This is a genomic window from Singulisphaera rosea (genome assembly GCF_054877945.1).
In genome coordinates, this window is record NZ_JBTYIP020000008.1 from 143,800 (window position 1) to 163,057 (window position 19,258).

The window sequence follows — 19,258 nt, forward strand, 5'->3', positions numbered from 1 at the left end:
TCTCGCTTAGCAAATCGACGCCTTGCCGTCGAGCCCCGAAGGACTCACAACCTTCCTGACAAGAGGGGTCACGCCGCGATCCGGCGGCGAGACCGACGAACCAGGACGAGCATGCCAACCCCGCCGATTCCGAACAAGGCAACGCTCGAGGGTTCGGGAACGGTGTTGGGTGTGTAGTTGTAGGAGATGTTCACGGTGATCCCGGCGTAGGTCAAATTCATGACGCCGCCGTTACCTCCCGAGATCGTGTGCGTTGCGCCCGAAGTCGCGTCCGACGGCAGCCCGATCGTCCCCGAACCGGTGAAGAGCCCGAGCTGCGAGGGGTCGGTGATCGTCTTGTCAACGGACCCTTGGACGACGTTGCTCGAACCGTTCAGCGGGGTCAGATAGTAGGGAGAGGTCGGCGGCAGGTCGGTCGAGAAGACCTGCGTCGTGCTCCCGGGGTTGTACGTCTTGGAATACTGGAGGACCGGTGCCTGGATGTTCACGAGATTCGTGGCCGTGCCACCCGTGCCGAGATTGAGGTTGATGTTCGTCCCTTGGTTCGGATTCGAGGCCATCGACGTCGTCGCGCCTAGCGTCGCCGACTGGGTCGCCGAACTCACGGGGGTGAAGGTCAGTTTGACCGACTGGGTGATCGTGTAGGCCACCGTGAGGTTGACCGACTGCAAAGTCCCCAGGCTCGTGTCGAACTTGGCGAAGGTCAACGGATTGATCCCACTCAGGCTGGAGGTCGACGTGTTCCAGTCGGTTTGCGTGCTCGGGATCGTTACGGTCTGGACCGCGGTCACATCCGCCAGTGCGAAGGTTTGACCAAGAATCATCCATGCAGCGAGAGAGACCAGGATCGAACGCATAGGAGCACTCCTTCAGTATACTCGCTCAATTGGCCTGATGACGAAGCCAGCTATGAATCAAGACGCCGGCCGCGGTGAATTGCAAAACCCGAACCAAGACGTTCTTGGTGGCCCTGCCATCACGCCAAGGGTCCATCCCACCCGATGCAGATTCGATGCTCGGAGGGTGAGGACCATCGCAAACTCCTGCCAGACCGCTCAATCGTTCTCATGAACTGATGATTCACGCAATCCTGAGAAATCGAATCTGACCTCTCAAGACTAGCTCATCCGTCCGTGGGATTTCGTTCGATCCCCAGCCGGCCTTCGATTTGACCACCGCTGGCCTCGCAAGGAGGCGTCCTGCTAAGGATTTACTCATCTTAGCTCGCTCTCCATCGCTCGCAATCTCGATCACTCCTTCGGCTATGAATTCGACTCCAAGGTTTTTAAAAAGCAACATCCAATCGCGCGTATCGATCCACGACAAATCTCGCATTGACCCCTGCGAACGGACTCGTCCTGACCTTTCGAAGACCTCCGAAGCAACCCAGGATTAAAACCGCCAAATCTACCCCAATTCCCCAGATCCATGGATTTTCGCCCTTTGAGAGGTGTATCGTGCGGAAATTGAACCCGAGATCGCGTCATTCCCACAAATAGCTTGGAGCCACTTCCCTGGACGCGGACCTTCCCGAACGGAGAGCATGGCGCGATTTCGCGTTGAGCCCGTCTTCTTGAGTCGAGATGAGCGAAGCGAGAGGGTGCTGTCGTGCGCAGGTGTTGAGATTCTTCTCTCATGACGCGAATACTCTTTGGGTATGACCAGTCGAGCGCCGGGAGGTCAGAGCGATGTTCGCGAGGATGACAGGACTGCTCGAGGATCTCGGACGGTTCGCGGATTTCGCGACACGCACGATCCTGGCCATGCCGATCGCCTTGATACGAAGGCCCGGGGATGTCGTCCGCCAGTTCGAACGGGTTTCACTCGGGAGCCTGCCGATCATCCTGATCGCCGGGCTCAGCGTCGGGCTCGTGACCTGGCTCCAAACCCGTCGTCTGCTTGTCACGTATGGAGTTGAGGCGACGCTCCCGAGCATCCTGTCCGTGGCCGTCCTGGTGGAAACGGGGCCGATGCTCGCGGCCCTCCTCGTCGCGGGACGCATGGGAGCAGGGCTGGCGGCCGAACTCGGCTCGATGGTCTTGGCCGACGAGGTCGAGGCTCGAGAAGTGCTCGGGGCACTCCCGATTCCGACATTGGTCGCCCCTCGGACGATCGCGTGCGTCCTGGCCGTCCCATTCCTTACAGTGGTGATCGACGCCTCTGCTATCCTCGGCGGGATGGGAGCCGAGCTTATCGCCGGGAACCTGACTGCGCAGCTCTTTTGGAACAAGTCGCTTCTGTTCCTGAGGCTATCCGACGTGATACCCGCGACGCTCAAGACCGGGGTCTTCGGTTTGCTCATTGGGCTTGTAGGATGCCGCACCGGACTAAAGGCGGATCGATCCGCCGAATCGGTTGGTCACGCGGCGACCCTCGGCGTGGTTCGGGCCACGATCGCGGTCTTCGTTGCGAACGTGATCCTCGTCCCCTGGATCCAAGTCACGGTCTCGGCACTGGGTTGGCGGAATTGATTCGTGGGATTCGCGAGCGACGAGCACGATTGCTAGAATCAACCTTGGAGACCGCAGCGGCATTCCAGGATCCACGAGGGCGTCGACTCGTGACCTCCATCGGGGGTGTCAGATGAGCCATGAAATCGGCCGTTGGCGAGCACTGAGCATTGCCGGGTTTGTCCTCGCCGTCCTGGCAGTGGCCGGTTACGGGACGATGCGGGTGGCGAGCCGGCAGTGGCGGGTCCAGGCGACCTTCCCTGTCCTGGTCGACTTCACGACGATCGGCGGCCTCGAAGCCGGCCAGAGGGTTCGCGTCCAGGGGATGGACGCCGGGGTTGTCGAGGAGGTCAAGCCCCCCTCGGCGCCGGGCCAACCCGTCCGCTTGGCCCTTCGCGTCGATGCAAGGTTGAAGCCGCTGGTCCGCTCCGACGCCTTGGCGAGAATCGTGACCGAGGGGGTCGTCGGCGCCAAGGTCGTGGAGATCGTCCCTGGCCGTCCCGACGCCCCACCCCTGGCCGATTCGGGGATCCTGGCCACCGAGCAGCCGGTCGAGGTCGCCGACCTCCTTCGAAAGGCGGGGGGTACCCTGCAACGGGTCGACGCCGTGGCCTCGGCCGCCGAGCAAGGCCTTACCGAGATCAACTTGATCGCCGCGTCGATTCGCAAAGGGCAGGGCAGCCTGGGAAAGCTCGTCCAGGATGAGGAGGCGTATCGCAAGCTGGTCCTCCTCTCCGACCGAGGCGAGCGGACCCTGAACGACCTCGAGGAGAACCTCGCGGCCCTCAAGAGGACGTGGCCGCTCTCGCGGTACTTCAACGACCGTTCGTTCTTCGACCGGGACCGAGTCCTCTTCCACCCCGGCGCCGAGCGAGACAGCAGGACCTTGCGCGAGGCGGATCTCTTCGAGCCGGGCCGATCGGTCCTGACCACCATCGGCCGACAGAAGCTCGACGAAGTCGCGGGTTGGTTCAAGTCCGTCCGACGGCCTGCGTCCGAGGTCGTAATCGCCGCATTCACCGACGATGCTCGCGACCAGGATCTGGCCCAGATCCTCACCCAAGAGCAGGCGGACGCCGTCCGTAAGTATCTCATCAACCAGCACTCGATCGGCTCGGTCGGATGGTTCGGCAGTCGAAAGGTCGCCGCCGTCGGATTCGGAACGCAAGTCCCCCGAATGCCGGCAAGTGACGGGCAAAACCTCCCCCCGCGCCGGATCGAGATCATCCTCTTCACGCCCCAAACCTGAACGGCTCCGCGTCCTATTCCGAACTAACTCGGAATACGCTCCGCGCACGAGCGAGCTGGCACGGTTCTCCGGCGAGTTTCGAAGGCGGTCAGGAGAAACCGGCAAACGCTCGGAGAGGGGGACCCACGGGTTGACGGTCGCCCAGGGGTCGATTAGGTTGGGGACAGGAATTAGCCTTCGCGACCACGCCCCGAGCCGAGGAGAGGACACCCCCGTGGCCTCCTTGTTCGTAATCCAAGGGGCCGACCAGGGTAAGCGGTTCGAACTGAAATCCAAACCCATGGCGCTGGGGCGAGATCAGTCGAACCCCATCCGGCTCCACGACACCGAAGTCTCTCGCCGCCATGCCGAGGTTCGACCCGTCGACGACTCCTTCCGGATCGTCGACCTGGGTTCGGCGAACGGGACCTACCTCAACGGTCAACCCGTCGACCAGGCCCCACTCCGGTCGGGTGACCGGCTCCAACTTGGCCAGACGGTCATGCTCTTCAATGAGGGGGGCGGCGAGCGCGACCTGACCGCGCGCGTCGACGTCCTGAGTCGGACGAGCAAGGATGACCGCTCGGCGATCCTCAAGAGCATCCCCGCCGGCGAAGGCTCGCGTGTGCTCCAGGCGCCCGAAGTGGCCGGCGGCTGGCTCAAGGATAAGCTGCTGAACCTTTCGGTCATGTATCGCGCGACGCAGGCGATCAGCCACGTCATGGAGATCGACGCGCTCCTGCCGCAGATCCTCGAGCTTGTCTTCGAATCCATCGGCGCCGACCGAGGCGCGATCCTCCTGAAAGATGATGCCGGGCAACTGATCACCAAGGCCGCTCGCTGGCAGGGAACCGCCGAGCCCGACGAACGGATGACGATCTCCAGGACGATCGTCGACCACGTGCTCGACAAGGGACAGGGGGTCATCACCTCGGACGCCCCCGGCGACAAGCGATTCGGCCCCGCGCAGTCGATCGTCGACTTCGGCATCCGCGAGGCGATTTGCGTCCCGGTCCAGGGCCGGCACGTCACCCTCGGCGTCCTTTACGCCGACATCCGCGCCGCCAGCGGGATCGTCTTCAGCGACCTCAATAATGTCGGGTCGCGGAGCCGGTTCTCGCAGGACCACCTCATGCTGATGGCCGCCATCGGCCACCAGGCCGGGTTGGCGATCGAGAACACCGTCTTCTATAACGACAAGATTCAGGCCGAGAAGCTCGCGGCCGTCGGCCAGACGATCGCCACGCTCTCGCACCACATCAAGAACATCCTCCAGGGGATCCAGGGGGGGAGTTCCCTCATCGACCTGGGCCTCAAGGAGAAGGACGACGTCATCGTCCGCCGAGGCTGGACGATCCTCGGCAAGAACCAGACGAAGATCTACAACCTCGTGATGGACATGCTCTCGTTCTCGAAGGATCGCGAGCCCGCCCTCGAGCCGAGCGACCTCAACGAGACGGTGTCCGACGTCGTCGAGTTGATGCAGTCCCGAGCCCAGGAACTAGGGGTCGAGATCGTCTGGAAGCCCGACCCCGCCCTGCCCAAGGTGCTGATCGACGAAGACGGGATCCACCGGGCCGTCCTGAATATCGTGACCAACGCCATCGACGCGTCCGAAGGGATCGCCGACCCGAGGGTCCACGTCACGACCACCTGGGATCCTCAAGCGCTCTGTGCCCGGGTCTCGGTCGCCGACAATGGAGTGGGAATCGAAGCCTCGGAGATCGCGTCGATCTTCCAGGTCTTCGCGTCGACCAAGGGTTCGCGCGGCACGGGTCTGGGATTACCGGTCTCGCAGAAGATCGTCCGCGAACACGGCGGTAAGATTGTGGTCAACTCTCGGGTCGGTCAGGGCTCCCAATTCATCATCGAGTTGCCGATGCGGCGGAGCGACCCCCGGCAAACCTCCGAGGCCCCGATCATCCCGGGCTGATCCCCGAGGATACCGGCTCTAGTCCGTCATCGCCTCGCTTGCAATCCATGGACACGTCATCAAGAGCGGATCGCCAGCAGGCGGTTCGCCCGCTCGCGGAGCGAGGACCAGGGTACGGGCAACTCGAGCGGCCGGTCCTTGGGAGTGTCGTCGAGCGGTTCGGGGTGCCCTTCCTTATCCACCTGCACGAATTGCATGACCGCGTCCATCCAGGGCTTGGGACGGTCAGCGAACGGCGTTCCGAAAAGTGCGACCACAACCTGCGCCCGGGCGCGATGGACCTCGTACCCGCGGATCTCGACCACACGGCCAATGGGCACGGGTGCATAGCACCGGAGGTCCAGGACACGCTTCAGGACGAGGTTCGCGTTGAGCCCGGCCGCCCGATACGCCGTCGCATAGGCCGCTTCGAGCGCCAGGGACAACAGCACCCCGGCATAAAGGGTGCCATGATGATTGGCGTCGCGGGGAAGGATCAGCCGGTGGGTCAGCGTCTCGTCTTCGAGTGGAGTCGGCATGCGGTTCTGGCTCGAAACACAAGGAATGCTACCGAACCGGGAGAGGCCCAGTTCGGTTGGCGAAATTCGAGTTTAGCCTCTCACCCCTCGTCTCGTTGAACGAAATCGCATCCGCATGTCAGGCGAAAGGACGAGCGATTGCCGAACCAAGGGTTCCGGCTCAGTGGCTCCACAGGCCTGGTTCGTTTCGAGGCCCAGGATCCAGGCGGGCCCGACCCGGGCTCTCCATGGCCTCTCGTCCCAACTCTCCGAATCGTTTCGATCAATCTGAGAAGACTTCTCAAAACGAGAGGACCCGAGCGATTGACTCGAGCTTCTCAAGACGGAAATACCGATCGGGGCGAAAGCGAGGCGAGCAAGAGTTTGGCTGCGAGTTCTCGCCCCACGTTCATCCCCCTTGGAGCGACAAATCTCCGACCCCTTTGGGGGAAAACTCATACGACAATAAGAAAGAGAGCCTATAATTCCTGAAAGCCCCAACCTACCATTCCGCGACTGAGGCCACTCCGTGGTCGTCCTCGTGAACTCCCACGGAGTTAGGAGGATTTGATCGGAAGTGAATGGGGCACCTAAAAAAAAGACCCCACGCGAGTGGGGTCTTAATCGAATCAAAATTGCGCCGGCAGGAATCGAACCTACGACCTCCAGGTTATGAGCCTGGCGAGCTAACCGCTGCTCCACGGCGCACCCGAATAGTAGCACCTCGCCCGCCCAAAGGAAAGGCCCTCCTCAAAATTATGTGGGAATTGCGGCGGAAGCCTCGTCCATGTTGAGATCCGGCATCAATTGGCCCGAGAATTGCTTTAAACCTTCCTAGTTGTGCGGAGACTCGACAGAGCGTGACGGGCGATGGCCCGCGGATGCGTTGGGATGTCGACGATTGAAACGCCGACATTAGTGAACCAGGGCCCGAGTACGATCGAGGCCCGGGTCACCTCTGGGAGAACGCGATGCATCCGACGATCCGTGCTTACCTCGACCACTTGAAGGTCGAGCAAAACGCCTCCACCCACACGATTCGGTCGTATGAGGTCGATCTGGGTCTCTTCCAACAGTTCCTCGAAGAAGAGGATGGTGAGGAGGCTGACCCTACTTCGGCCGACTCCCGCCGTCTTCGAAGGTATTCGGCATGGCTCAACGGACGAGGGTACGCGGCCAGCACGACCGCGCGTCGCCTGGCGAGCCTTCGGTCCTACTATCGGTTTCAGCGACGTCAAGGGCTGCTCGACACGGACCCGGCCGGCGGCCTTCGGAATCCGAAGCAAGCCCGGCGCCTGCCGAAGATGCTCAGGGTCGAGGAGGTCATCCAACTGCTGGACGCAATCCCGACCGGGGAGGCGCTCGGCGTCCGAGATCGGGCGATGCTCGAGACTCTATACGGGGGGGGTCTCCGTGTCAGCGAGCTTGTCGGATTGAACTTGAAGGACTTCGATCACGAACAGGAAATGGTCCGTGTCCGTGGGAAGGGCCGTCGCGAGCGACTATGTCCAGTCGGGCGCATGGCGACTCTCTGGGTCTCACGCTGGCTCGAGATGCGTCGGCCGAAGCAGCCGGATGAACCGGCGGTCTTCCTCAACCGCTTCGGGGGCCGGCTCACCACCCGGAGCGTGGGCCGACTCCTGGAGGAATACTTGCTCGGCCTCGGTCTCGACCCTTCGGCCAGCCCCCACACGCTTCGTCACAGCTTCGCCACCCATATGCTCGACCGCGGGGCCGACCTGAGGAGTGTGCAGGAGCTGCTCGGGCACCGGAAACTGACCACAACCCAAATCTACACCCATGTCACCCAAGAAAGAATGATTAGTATCTATCAGGATGCCCACCCTCGCGCCCGTTGAGGCCGCGCGGATGGGTCCCCCCCACGGAATTCGGGGCCGAATCTGCGGCCCACTCGGGTCGCAGTCGACTTGAGTGAGCGGGTGCCGCGGTGGCACTCGCCGGGGTCGGGGTCGAGGCCCGGGTCCGTCCCGAACATGTGATCTTGCGAACGAAAACGTCAAGATCCGATACTTTACAGGCGATCATAGCAAACCTTACTTCGACGAGATTCGTATCATCCATTAACTTAGTCATGGCCATTGATTTCTCCGGACGTGGGATCCGGGCTGGCCGAGGGCTTCGATGGTGGGGCGGCCTGGACCGGCAAGTCGAAGGCCCGAGCGTCCCGATAGTCCGATTGGATTCGCAGTATCCGAAGCACCGGCGACGGCACCGAATGGCCGGAGCCGCCCCCGGAAGTCCCGGGGGCCGGCTTCACGAAGATGATGGGCATGCGACCGAAATGAACTCCTCTCTTCCGTAACGCTCAACCGACCCTACGTTCTCCGGATCCCGATCGGGGACCTCGAAAAACGTGGGAGTGGTCCGCGGGCCGGCAGGAAGGGACGGGGGTCACGGCCACGGGACGTCCCGAAGCAGGGGCGATCTCGGGACGGCTCCGCGGTTCCATGGAGTTGACTCACCGAACACGAGTCCCAAGCGGGCGCAATTGGCGAGAGGCTGAACTCATGAGCAAACCTCGACTACTAATCGTTCACCCCGAGCCGTCGGCCCTGGCCCTCCTCACGTCGATGCTGACGTCGATGGGACATGACATCGAGGAAGCGCCGAACGATCGCGCCGCGGTCCGTGCGATGGAGCGGGGGGGCGTCGACCTGATGGTCCTCGGTGCCGACCCCACCGACTTCGAGGGGCTGGAAGTGCTCGCCTACATGAGGCGTAAGCATCGGAGCGTGCCGGTGATCCTCCTCTTCCCGGGGTCCTTCCCCGAGCGGACGAAGGAAGCCCTCCGGATGGGGGCGATGATCGTCCTGAAATACCCGGTCCCGGCCACCGAGCTCCGCGCCGCCGTGATTCAAGCACTCGCCCCCACGTTCGGCCCGCTCGATAACGCCATCCTCACGGCCATCACCCCCTCGACCAACGGGATCACCCCCACGACGGCCGTAAGTCGCACGGCGATGCCCCAGTCGAGGCCGGAACAACCGACTCGCGACCGGGGATTCGTCGGAAACGACCCGAGCCTCCGTCAGGTGATCGAGCTGGCGACGTCCATCGCCCCCCTGCGTCTCCCGATCCTGATCATGGGAGAGTCGGGGACGGGCAAGTCACTCCTCGCCAAGCTTCTGCACAGCGTCGCCGCGCGTGGCACGCCGCCTTTCATCCTCCTCGATTGCCGGCCTCGAGGCGATGACCCTTCGGGGGACGATGACCGCAACCACCTGAATAGCCTGCCGGCGATCGACTGGCCGCGGAAGTTCGCGGAGGCCGAAGGGGGTACTCTTTTACTCGACGAGGTCTCGAATCTCAGCGACGAGCTCGAGCAGGGCCTCTACCGCTTCCTCCAGGACCGAGGAGTCGGGGCCCAGGTCCCCGGTCGGGCTCCGAGCCCCGACGTCCGGCTGGTCATGACGACGAGCGAGAACCTGATGGCCCTGGTCGAACAAGGGGCGTTTCGCCAGGACCTCTACCACAGGATCGGCGCGATCTCCCTGGTCTTGCCCCCGCTGCGTCATCGGGTCGGCGACATCGACTTGCTCGCGGAGTCGTTCCGGGTCAAGTTCTCCCTCGAACAGAATAAGAATGTCGTCGGGTTCACCCGAGACGCCCTCGAGGCCCTCAACAAACACGACTGGCCGGGCAACGTGCGAGAGCTCGAGGAACTGATCCAGGCCGCCGTCGGGCTCTGTCAGGGGAGTCGCATCACCTCGGGTCACATCTCGACGAGCATGAGCCAGCCGGCCGCCCCGCGGATCGCCAAGGCCCGGCCGGCCACGAGCATCCGCCCCCTCAAGGAGTCGCTCGAGGAACCCGAGAAGAAGTACATCATCCAGGCTCTCCAGTCGCTCAACTGGAATCGCCAGGAGACGGCCCGGGTGCTCGACATCAACCGCACCACGCTCTACAAGAAGATGAAGAAATACGGGCTCCTCGTCGACGGCCCGATCTGGATCAATTGATCGGGCCTTCTCCCCCAGGCGTTGCGAGCTACTCGGGCTCCCAGGCCCCGCGTTGGCCCGTTGGATGGAAGTCGTCAAAGGACCCGCGTCACGGCCGAGAGGCGAGGCGTCGCGACGGGCCCTTGGCGAGGAAACGACCTCCCGAGGACGCCCCATGCCTGGTAGGATGGGGCCATCTCGCCAGGTGGCCGGTCCCCCGCCCGAACTTCCCTCCGAAGGTCCCCGAGCCATGCCCCACCACCCCACCCGAAGCCTGCCCGAACTCTTGACCCGCCGCGAAGCCCTCTGCCGAGCGGGGATGGGTTTCGGCGCACTCGCGCTCGGCGGCCTGATGTCCGAAGCGGACCTGCTGACGACCCCCGCCCAGGGGGCCGAGTCCTTGACTCCGCTCGTCTCCAGGCCGCCCCAGTTCGCCCCCAAGGCGAAACGGGTCATTCACCTGTTCATGAACGGGGGGCCGTCGCACGTCGACACGTTCGACCCCAAGCCGGCCTTGACGAAGCACTCGGGCAAGTCCATCCCCTCGAATCTCCCCACCGAACGGAAGACGGGGGCGGCCTTCGCCTCGCCGTTCTCCTTCCGGAAGTACGGCCAGAGCGGCATCGAGGTCAGCGAGCTCTTCTCGAGGACCGCGGAGTGCATCGACGACATCTGCGTGATCCGTTCGATGCACGCCGACGTCCCCAACCATGAGCCTTCGTTGATGCTCATGAATTGCGGCGAGGCGAGGCAGGCGAGGCCGAGCGTCGGATCCTGGGTCCTTTACGGCCTGGGGACCGAGAACCAGAACCTGCCGGGCTTCCTGGTCATGTGCCCGGGGGGCTTCCCGATCGCCGAGTCGCAGAACTGGCAGGCCGGGTTCCTCCCCGGAGTGTACCAGGGGACGTACATCGACAGCCAGCACACCGACATCGAGAAACTGATTCAGCACATCAAGAATCGAACCATTTCTCGAGATGCCCAACGCTCCCAAATCGACCTCCTCCAGGAGCTCAACCGCGAGCACCAGGCCAGGCGCCACAAGGAGGCCGAGCTCGAGGCGAGGATCCAATCGTTCGAGCTGGCCTTCCGGATGCAGGCCGAGGCCGGCGACGCTTTCGACGTCGGTCGAGAGCCGGAGTGGATCCGCGAGATGTACGGGCCGGGCGTCCAGGGGCGGCAGCTCCTGATCGCCAGGCGCCTCCTCGAGCGGGGAGTCCGTTATATCCAGCTCTGGCACGGGGCCGGCCAGCCCTGGGACAGCCACGACGACATCGCGGTCGCCCACCGGCAACTCGCCAAGGAGTGCGACCAGCCCATCGCCGCCCTCCTCAAGGATCTGAAACTGCGCGGGATGCTCGAGGACACCCTCGTGATCTGGGGAGGCGAATTCGGGCGAACCCCGACCGTCGAGCTCCCCACTCCGGGGGCGAACCAGGGCAAGATGAACGGCCGCGACCACAACCATTACGGGTTCACGACCTGGATGGCCGGCGGCGGCGTGAAGGGGGGATACGTCCACGGCGCCACCGACGAGTTCGGGTTCCAGGCGGTGGAAAAGAAGGTCCACGTCCACGACCTCCACGCCACCGTCCTCCACCTCCTCGGCTTCGACCACGAGACATTCACCTACCGTTACGCCGGCCGAGACTTCCGCCTCACCGACGTTCACGGCAAGGTCATCACCGACATCCTCGCCTGAGCTTTCGCGGTCGTCTCAATCTCACGCCCGACCGATCAAAGAAACCCCGCCGGCTCCACAGAGCCGGCGGGGTTTCTTTCTGCGTCTGGTGGCTTGGCGGGACTTCTGGAACTATGACGGAGCATCGGACTACACAACATCAAAATCATAAATAAAAAAGGAAAGAGACCGATCAACAGATGACGCAGATCGACACAGAAAAACAATTCGACAAATCAATCAGATTTTCAATCTGTGTTCACCCGCGCGATCTGTTGATAAATCCTCTGATTCCCTGATCTATCCGTGTTTCATCCGTGACCATTTCCAGCCCGATGGTCGGTCGTCGGTCAAAAACGCTTACGCTGACGGCTCGAGGGGATCCGGAGAGTTCGGCGGTACTTGGTCACCGTGCGCCGGGCGACGGGGAAGCCGTGACGACCCAGCTCTTCGACGATCTCCTCGTCGGAGAGGGGATTCAGCTTGTCTTCCTTGGCGATGATCTCGAGCAGTTTCTGCTTGATCGTGTCCCAGGCGACTTCTTCGCCGTCGGCCGTGGTCGTCCCGCCACCGAAGAAGCGTTTGAGCGCGAAGATCCCTCGAGGAGTCTGGACCCATTTGTCGTCGACCGCTCGGCTCACGGTCGTGACGTGGACGTGGACGCGGTCGGCAATCTGCTGCATCTTCAGGGGCTCGATGAATTCCGGACCCTTGTCCAGGAAGTCTTTCTGGTGTTCGATGATCGCGCGAGCCACTTTGAGCAGCGTGTTGCGCCTCTGTTCGATGGACTCGATCAACCAACGGGCCGATTGAATCCGTTTCTGGATGAACTCGCGGGCGGCGGCGTCGGTCTGCTTGTTCTTGAGCTGCTTCTGGTAGTACCGCGAGATCGAAAGTTGCGGCGTGTGCTCGTCGATCAGGCGGACCTCGTATTCCCCGTGCTCGTTCGCTTCGACGATGAGGTCGGGGACGACGTACTGCGCATTCTCAGGTGCGTAGCGTTCGCCCGGCCTCGGATTCAATCGTCGAAGCTGGTCGATCGCCTCCTTGATCTCATCAATCGGGATCCCGGTCTTCTTCTCGATGGCCGGCAGGCGATTCTGCTGGAGGTCGTCGAGATGGTTGGAGATCAGGACGTGGAGGACGTCGCGACAGGGCACGTCGGGGGTGAGTTGGAGCAGGAGGCACTCGCGGAGGTTCCGCGCACCGACTCCGGGCGGATCGAGCTTCTGCACCAGGGCGAGGGCTTCCTCGGCCTGGGCCATCGTGACATCGCCGCCGAAGTCGCGGACCACGTCATTGAGTTCGTGGGTGAGGAACCCTTTGTCGTCGAGGTTGAAGATGATGTACTCGGCGAGGGCCCGGACGGCAGGCTCGCTGTCGAGAAAGCCGAGTTGATCGGATAGGTCGTCGTGCAGCGATCGGGGCCGCGAGGCCATGTTCTGCATCGCGTCGTGCTTGCGATCCGCCTCTTCACTCAGCGCCGCCCGGCTCATCCGGTGCTCGCTGAACGATTCCGCCCAGTCGTCGGACCCTTCATACTCGGTCGAAGACGCCTCTTCGCCGCCGGCCGCGGGGGCTTCCTCCGAATCATTCTCGGGGGCGGGTGCCTCGCGAAGGTCGACGAGGACCGGATTCTCGCTCAGCTCCTGATCGATCCGTTCCTGCAAGGCCATCAGGGGCAGTTGCAATATCTCCATCGACTGGATCATGCGAGGCGCCATGCGGAGGCGCATATCGGTCCGCATCTGCTGGGAGGTGTCGAGACGCATGGTCCTGAATTCCGCCGTGAAGATGAGGAATGACAAGTGTGACCGAAACGGCCGCCGCGTCGCAAAAGCCGGGGAGACACACTGAGGAGCCGGAGCGATCCGCCACCACGATTATGGGCCACGTCGCGAGGTTTGTCGCAACAGTGGCCACCTTCAGAAGCAAATTCGGTGCCGGACCGCGAAGCCCCGACGAGCCCGGCCCCGTTCAGAATCGTTGTCGTCCGTTGATCGCATCGGCGAGCATTTCTTTATTTGCGAATTCGAGCACGCTTCCCGACGCGAGCCCTCGGGCGAGCCTGGTGATCGGGACGCCGGTGTTCTCGAGGCGATTGGCCACGAGCAAGGCGGTCCCGTCCCCTTCGAGGTTCGGGTTGGTCGCCATGATGACCTCCCGGATCGTCCCGGAACGGGCTCGGGCCTCGAGGGCGTCGAGGGTCAACTGGTCGGGCCCCATGCCTTGCAACGGGGCGAGGCGACCGAGGAGGACGTGGTAGACTCCCTCGAACGTGCCGGCCTTCTCGAGCGCCAGTAGGTCGCGCGGTTGCTCGACCACGCAGACCACCGCCGAGTCGCGTTTGGGATCCCTGCAGATGGCACAAAGGGGTTCGTCGGCCTCGGTCAGGTGGAAGCAGGTCTGACAGTGCCGGACGCGATCCTTGACGTCTCGGATCGCGTCCGCAAGGGCCAGGGCCTCCTCGGCCGGGCATTTCAAGAGGTGGTGGGCGAGCCGCTCGGCGCTTTTCGCCCCGATGCCGGGCAATCGGCCGAAGGCTTCGATCAGCCTCTCCACCGCCGCGGAGTATCCCGCCATGGCTCAGCTCCCTCCACCACCCTGGCCGAAAAGGCCCGACAACCCGGGGATCGGGAGGCCGCCGGCGAGTGACGAGATCGACTTGGCCGCGGCCTCCCTGGCGCGAGTAAGGGCCTGGTTGACGGCCGCAGTGACCAGGTCCTCAAGGAGCTCGGCGTCGCCGTCGGCGAGAAGCTTCGGATCGATCCGAATCGAGAGGAGCTCGAGTTTCCCGTTGACCCGGGCCGTCACCACTCCGCCGCCGGACGTCCCTTCGACCTGGACCTGGCCGAGCGATTCGGTGGCCTTTTCGACCCCCTCGCGCAACTTGCCGGCATTCCGCATCAGCTCCGCGAGATTGCCTAGATTGTTGAACACGGCGCACCTTCTTGATCAGTGAGTTCTCCGAGCGCCGGAGTGACCCGACCCTCAGGAGCTGGAAGATCGGGAGAGATCCTCCTCGGCTTCCAAATGCACGGGGCGTGCCTCGAAGAGTTCGACGACCTTCTGGATCATGGGATCGTCCGCCAACCCATCGCGGCGAACGGGGGCCACGGGTTCGGGGGTCGCACCAGGATGGGAATCCTCAGAAGAACGCTCGAATTGGATCCGAACTGGCCGGCCCAGGAGTTGACCGAGCGTTTGCTCGATCTTCTCTCGCGCCTCCGGCACCCCGTATTCCTCGGCCACCCAATTGTATCGCGGCCCGAGGCCGATGGCTAAAATATTTGGCCCCAAAATTGCAGATGGGAGGACGAGACTCAGTCCCTTCCAGTATCTTAAGCCAAGCTGCGCAAGGCCGGGCCACACCTTCCGGACCTCTTCGAGTTCCAGCGGAGCGGGGTTGAGGTTGGACTTCGGCTCGGTCGTTGTGGGCTTCGGCTCGATGGGTGCCGACTTTGCCTCGACCCCAGGTTCGGGCGGAGCAGGGGAGGGATGAGGTGACTCGGGTTCAGCTAACTTTTTTTTTTCGGCAGGAGGGGCCGATGGCAAGGGTGAACCCGACTCGAGCGCGGCCAATCGGCTGATCACCTCGGAGAGCTCCCGGAGGTTCTCGAGACGAGCCGTTCGCACGAGCGCGAGTTCGACGACGAGCCGACCGTTGGGACTGCCCCGGAGCTTGCTCCGGGCGGCGTCGAAAATCTGGAGGGCCGCGAGGATCGAGTCGATCGACCAGCGATCGACGACCGCCTTCAGCCTCGGAACCTGCCGCGCGGTGGCCGTCAAAACCGCGGCTTCGGCGCCTGCGGAGACGACCATGACGTCGCGGAGGAACTCGAGGACGCCGTTCAATAGGTCGGTCGGCTGGACCCCTTCCCCGGCCGCATTGTCCAAAAGCGTCAGCGCCCCGCCGGCGTCGTGGTCGGCCAGGCAGTCGATGAGGTCGAGCAATCGTTCGTCGCTCGCGGTCCCGAGGAGCGTGTGGACGGTTTCGACCGTCAAACGCTCGCCCGCCGACGAAAGCAGTTGTTCCAGGAGCGATTGCGCGTCGCGCAGCGAGCCTCCGGCGCGCCTGGCCACGGTCCGCAATGCTTCGGGTTCGGCTTCGATCCCTTCGCGTGTGCAGATCTCGGAGAGCGTCGCGACGATCTGCTCGGGGACGATGCCGGCGAAGTCGTATCGCTGGCAACGCGAGAGGACGGTGACCGGGATTTTGTTCGGTTCGGTCGTCGCGAAGAAGAACTTGACGTGTTCGGGGGGTTCTTCCAGCGTCTTCAGCAGGGCATTGAAGGCGCCGGTTGAGAGCATATGGACTTCGTCGATGTAGTAGATCTTGAACCGCGAACGGCTGGGACGAAGCCCTGCGTTCTGGCGGAGCTCGCGCACGGCGTCGACACCGTTATTGCTGGCCCCGTCGATCTCGATCACGTCGACGTCCTGCCCGACGGCGATCGCCTGGCAGATATCACATTTCAAGCAGGGCTCGTCGGTAGGCCCCTTCACGCAATTCAGGCACTTGGCGAAGATCCGGGCGATCGACGTCTTGCCAACCCCCCGGGTCCCCGAGAAGAGATAGGCGTGCGTCACGCGATGGAGCCGGATGGCGTTCCGAAGCGCCTGGACGACATGGTCTTGCCCGACGACATCCTCGAACCGCTGGGGACGATAGCGGCGAGCGACGACCGTGTAGCCCGACGGGTCGGCAGGCAGGGACACCGGCTCTGTGGCCACGCGGCACGCTCCATCGGGCCTTTGGGGAGAGGAAGGGCCCCGGAGGGAGACCCGTCATCCGGGTCGTCATGTCCTTGAAGAGGATGCGATGTCGAAGCAGGGGACTGGGAGAGCCGGGGAGGTGCTCCCGGGCACATGAAGGCGATGCTTATGGCTGCTGCGTTCCCGCCCTGACCAGGTTCGCAAGCCCCCATTGCCCGGGTCCCCCCCGGCTCACCCGGTCCCCCGCCCTTCTCAGGACGACGGACACGGCGAAGGAGGCATTGTCAGGGATCACGTGCCCTCACGCAAGACCAAGATCGAGGGAAGATCGTCCGAACGAGCCGGCGGTCCGCAAGCATCGACAGGGACGACAAAATTTTGACGTCCCCTTTCCGGACCGGCTTGCGAAGGCAGGCATGAGAACTCAGGAGGGGCTCGCCATTCGCGCCCGAGTTTTGGGCTCGTGAACGTGAGGCCGCACGGATGAGGACGGATCTGCGTCCTCACCCGACACGTAAAGAAAGTCGAGAATCAGCGGAAATTCTCCCGTTCGAGCCGATTATCAAGCCCCTTTCCAGGGCTCGTACCAAGTCGAGGCAAACCAGCGAGATCACGCTCGCATCGGGCGGAAACGTCCCGGACGATCCATCTAGTCACGGGCAAATTCGGGGATGACAATCCCCTCGCTCATCCGATCTGTCGGTCGACCCGTCTCTTGTGGTAGGATCCTCTGATCGTTTCAACCCCACCCCCTGCTGGAAACGGGTGAGCCCTTCTCGCACCCAACCTCCTCGACGAGAGTGGGGCACGTGCCGACGGCGCTTGCGGCTGATGCGGTCCGGAGTGGTAGGCCTAAAACGGAGCGAAAGAGCAAACTAACATGGTCGATCGAAACCTGCTGCGCGAACTGGACGTCCCCGACTTGGAAGGCGAGGAGTACGACATGAGCCTACTCCTCGGCGCCAGCCCGGGCGTCGTCGCCGGCGGTATTGTCCCCGGCAGGGTCGTCGAAGTCATCGGTGATCAGGTTGTCGTCGATGTCGGCTACAAATCCGAGGGCCTCGTCCGGCTCGCCGAATGGGGAGACGAAGAAGCGGCTCCCTCCCCTGGCGACGAGGTCGAGGTCCTGCTGGAAGGCATGGACGACGAGACCGGCGAGGTCGTCCTCTCACGCTACAAGGCCCGCCGTATCCGCGCCTGGGATCGTTTCACGTCCCAGTACCACGAGGGCGATGTCGTCACGGGCAAGGTGACCCGCAAGATCAAGGGCGGCCTCTTGGTCGACGTCGGCTACTCGGCGTTCCTGCCGGCTAGTCAGGTCGACATCCGACGCCCGCCCGACATCGCCGACTACCTCGGCCGCGAGGTCCGTTGCCTCGTCCTGTCGATCGACGAGAACCGTCTCAACATCGTGCTGTCTCGACGCTCGCTGATCGAGACCGAGCGCGTTGCCATGCGGGAGAAGCTCCTCTCGGAGATCGCCGTCGGGCAGGTCCGCACCGGCACGGTCAAGAATCTCGCCGATTTCGGCGCGTTCGTCGACCTCGGCGGCATGGACGGCCTGCTCCATATCACGGACATGAGCTGGGAGCGGCTGAAGCACCCGAGCGTGCGCTTGAGCGTCGACGACCAGATCGAGGTCATGGTCCTGAATGTCGACAAGGAGCGTGGCAAGGTCGCCCTCGGCCTCAAGCAACTGACCTCCAACCCCTGGGAACAGGTCGCGGAGAAGTATCCCGCCGGAGCCCGGATCACCGGCGAAGTCGTCAACGTGATGAGCTATGGCGCCTTCGTGAAGCTGGAACCCGGCGTCGAAGGCCTGGTGCACATCTCCGAGATGAGCTGGACCAAGCGGGTCGGCCACCCCAGCGAGGTCGTGCAAGTCGGCGATCAGGTCGAGGTGGTCGTCCTCAACATCAACGAGCAGAAGCGGGAAATCAGCCTAGGGATCAAGCAGACCCAGGCCGACCCTTGGGACCAGGTCGTGGAGAAGTACCCGCCCGGTACCACCGTCGAGGGGATCGTCCGCAGCCTGACCAACTACGGGGCCTTCGTCGAGATCGAGGAGGGGATCGATGGACTCCTCCACGTCTCCGACATGAGCTGGACCCGGAAGATCGGTCATCCGAACGAACTCCTGGAGAAGGGCCAGGCCGTCTCGTGCCAGGTCCTGAGCGTCGACCGGGAGCGGAAGCGCATCGCCCTGGGCCTGAAGCAACTGCGTCAGGATCCCTGGGAAGAAGACATCCCGTCGCGGTACGGAGCTGGTAACGTCGTCTCGGGGGCCGTGACGAAGCTGACGAACTTCGGCGTCTTCGTCGAGCTCGAACCCGGGCTGGAAGGGCTGTTGCACATCTCCGAGTTGTCCGACCATAAGGTGGACAGGCCGGAAGATGTCCTGAAGCTCGGCGAAGTGGTTGAAGTGAAGGTCCTCCGCGTCGATCGGGACGAGCGCAAGATCGGCCTGTCGCGGAGACAGCTCCACGAACCGCAGGTGGAAACGCGGGATGCCGAGCCTAGCGCCCCGGCAGCCCCTCGCGTCGAACCCACCGGTTTGAAGGGTGGCGTCGGTGCGAGTGGCCCGTTGTTCAGCCTCAATCCGGTCGCCGAACCGTCGGAGTCCGACGAGGTTGAGGATTGACCTCCGCCCGCTCGTCCTGTTCCCGCGTCTAGCACCGCCCGCCTCGGGAATCTCGTAGAAGAGGGATGAGCCGCCTCATCCCTCTCATGAGGCAGAATGAGGGTGGAGACCTTCGAGTCTCCACCCTTTCAACGCGAATACGTGACCCCAACC

14 protein-coding genes, 1 tRNA gene and 1 other RNA gene are annotated in these 19,258 nt (G+C 63.3%); 7 read left to right on the forward strand and 9 right to left on the reverse strand.

Going from position 1 to position 19,258, the window contains the following annotated elements; translation table 11 throughout:
- Positions 1 to 68: 68 nt before the first annotated feature.
- The gene (locus tag ACYOEI_RS16265) at positions 69 to 857 is read right to left on the reverse strand and encodes a PEP-CTERM sorting domain-containing protein (protein WP_462850578.1); all 789 of its coding nucleotides are present in this window, start codon (positions 855 to 857) and stop codon (positions 69 to 71) included.
- Between the two features lie 831 nt (positions 858 to 1,688).
- On the opposite strand from ACYOEI_RS16265, the gene ACYOEI_RS16270 reads away from it, so the two are divergent.
- The 3 genes from ACYOEI_RS16270 (at position 1,689) to ACYOEI_RS16280 (ending at position 5,611) form a co-directional block, all read left to right on the forward strand.
- A complete protein-coding gene (locus ACYOEI_RS16270) occupies positions 1,689 to 2,471 on the forward strand; it encodes an MlaE family ABC transporter permease (protein ID WP_462850579.1) in 783 nt (260 codons plus the stop codon).
- Positions 2,472 to 2,583: 112 nt separating this feature from the next.
- Entirely contained in the window at positions 2,584 to 3,699 is a 1,116-nt protein-coding gene (locus ACYOEI_RS16275) for an MlaD family protein (RefSeq protein ID WP_462850580.1), read from the forward strand.
- Positions 3,700 to 3,913: 214 nt separating this feature from the next.
- Entirely contained in the window at positions 3,914 to 5,611 is a 1,698-nt protein-coding gene (locus tag ACYOEI_RS16280; protein ID WP_462850581.1) for an ATP-binding protein, read from the forward strand.
- A gap of 59 nt (positions 5,612 to 5,670) precedes the next feature.
- Here the strand turns inward: ACYOEI_RS16280 and ACYOEI_RS16285 are convergent, their stop codons facing one another.
- A complete protein-coding gene (locus ACYOEI_RS16285; protein WP_462850582.1) occupies positions 5,671 to 6,129 on the reverse strand; it encodes an acyl-CoA thioesterase in 459 nt (152 codons plus the stop codon).
- A gap of 614 nt (positions 6,130 to 6,743) precedes the next feature.
- Positions 6,744 to 6,816 (reverse strand) — tRNA-Met (locus ACYOEI_RS16290).
- Between the two features lie 263 nt (positions 6,817 to 7,079).
- Between ACYOEI_RS16290 and xerC the strand changes: the two genes are divergently transcribed.
- A complete protein-coding gene (gene xerC / locus ACYOEI_RS16295; RefSeq protein ID WP_462850583.1) occupies positions 7,080 to 7,967 on the forward strand; it encodes a tyrosine recombinase XerC in 888 nt (295 codons plus the stop codon).
- A 227-nt stretch (positions 7,968 to 8,194) separates the two neighbouring features.
- On the opposite strand, the gene ACYOEI_RS16300 is transcribed toward xerC, so the two are convergent.
- Positions 8,195 to 8,401, reverse strand: a complete 207-nt coding sequence (locus ACYOEI_RS16300) for a hypothetical protein (RefSeq protein WP_462850584.1) — start codon at positions 8,399 to 8,401, stop codon at positions 8,195 to 8,197.
- A gap of 235 nt (positions 8,402 to 8,636) precedes the next feature.
- Here ACYOEI_RS16300 and ACYOEI_RS16305 point away from each other — a divergent pair, with 235 nt between their 5' ends.
- Together ACYOEI_RS16305 and ACYOEI_RS16310 are read left to right on the forward strand one after the other, a co-directional pair.
- The gene (locus ACYOEI_RS16305; protein ID WP_462850585.1) at positions 8,637 to 10,088 is read left to right on the forward strand and encodes a sigma-54-dependent transcriptional regulator; all 1,452 of its coding nucleotides are present in this window, start codon (positions 8,637 to 8,639) and stop codon (positions 10,086 to 10,088) included.
- A gap of 229 nt (positions 10,089 to 10,317) precedes the next feature.
- The gene (locus ACYOEI_RS16310; RefSeq protein WP_462850586.1) at positions 10,318 to 11,769 is read left to right on the forward strand and encodes a DUF1501 domain-containing protein; all 1,452 of its coding nucleotides are present in this window, start codon (positions 10,318 to 10,320) and stop codon (positions 11,767 to 11,769) included.
- A 329-nt stretch (positions 11,770 to 12,098) separates the two neighbouring features.
- Here ACYOEI_RS16310 and rpoN read toward each other — a convergent pair whose 3' ends face one another.
- The 5 genes from rpoN to ffs all read right to left on the reverse strand — a co-directional run bounded on the left by rpoN (position 12,099) and on the right by ffs (position 16,692).
- Entirely contained in the window at positions 12,099 to 13,520 is a 1,422-nt protein-coding gene (gene rpoN, locus ACYOEI_RS16315; RefSeq protein WP_462850587.1) for an RNA polymerase factor sigma-54, read from the reverse strand.
- A gap of 205 nt (positions 13,521 to 13,725) precedes the next feature.
- A complete protein-coding gene (recR, locus tag ACYOEI_RS16320; protein WP_462850588.1) occupies positions 13,726 to 14,331 on the reverse strand; it encodes a recombination mediator RecR in 606 nt (201 codons plus the stop codon).
- Between the two features lie 3 nt (positions 14,332 to 14,334).
- A complete protein-coding gene (locus ACYOEI_RS16325; protein ID WP_462850589.1) occupies positions 14,335 to 14,688 on the reverse strand; it encodes a YbaB/EbfC family nucleoid-associated protein in 354 nt (117 codons plus the stop codon).
- A 51-nt stretch (positions 14,689 to 14,739) separates the two neighbouring features.
- Positions 14,740 to 16,482: a DNA polymerase III subunit gamma/tau gene (gene dnaX, locus ACYOEI_RS16330; RefSeq protein WP_462850590.1), complete on the reverse strand. Its 1,743-nt coding sequence runs from the start codon at positions 16,480 to 16,482 to the stop codon at positions 14,740 to 14,742.
- A 112-nt stretch (positions 16,483 to 16,594) separates the two neighbouring features.
- Positions 16,595 to 16,692, reverse strand: an RNA gene (gene ffs / locus ACYOEI_RS16335) — signal recognition particle sRNA small type.
- 652 nt (positions 16,693 to 17,344) lie between these two features.
- On the opposite strand from ffs, the gene ACYOEI_RS16340 reads away from it, so the two are divergent.
- Positions 17,345 to 19,105 (forward strand): 30S ribosomal protein S1, encoded by a 1,761-nt coding sequence (locus ACYOEI_RS16340; RefSeq protein WP_462850591.1) that lies wholly within the window; start codon positions 17,345 to 17,347, stop codon positions 19,103 to 19,105.
- Positions 19,106 to 19,258: the final 153 nt, after the last annotated feature.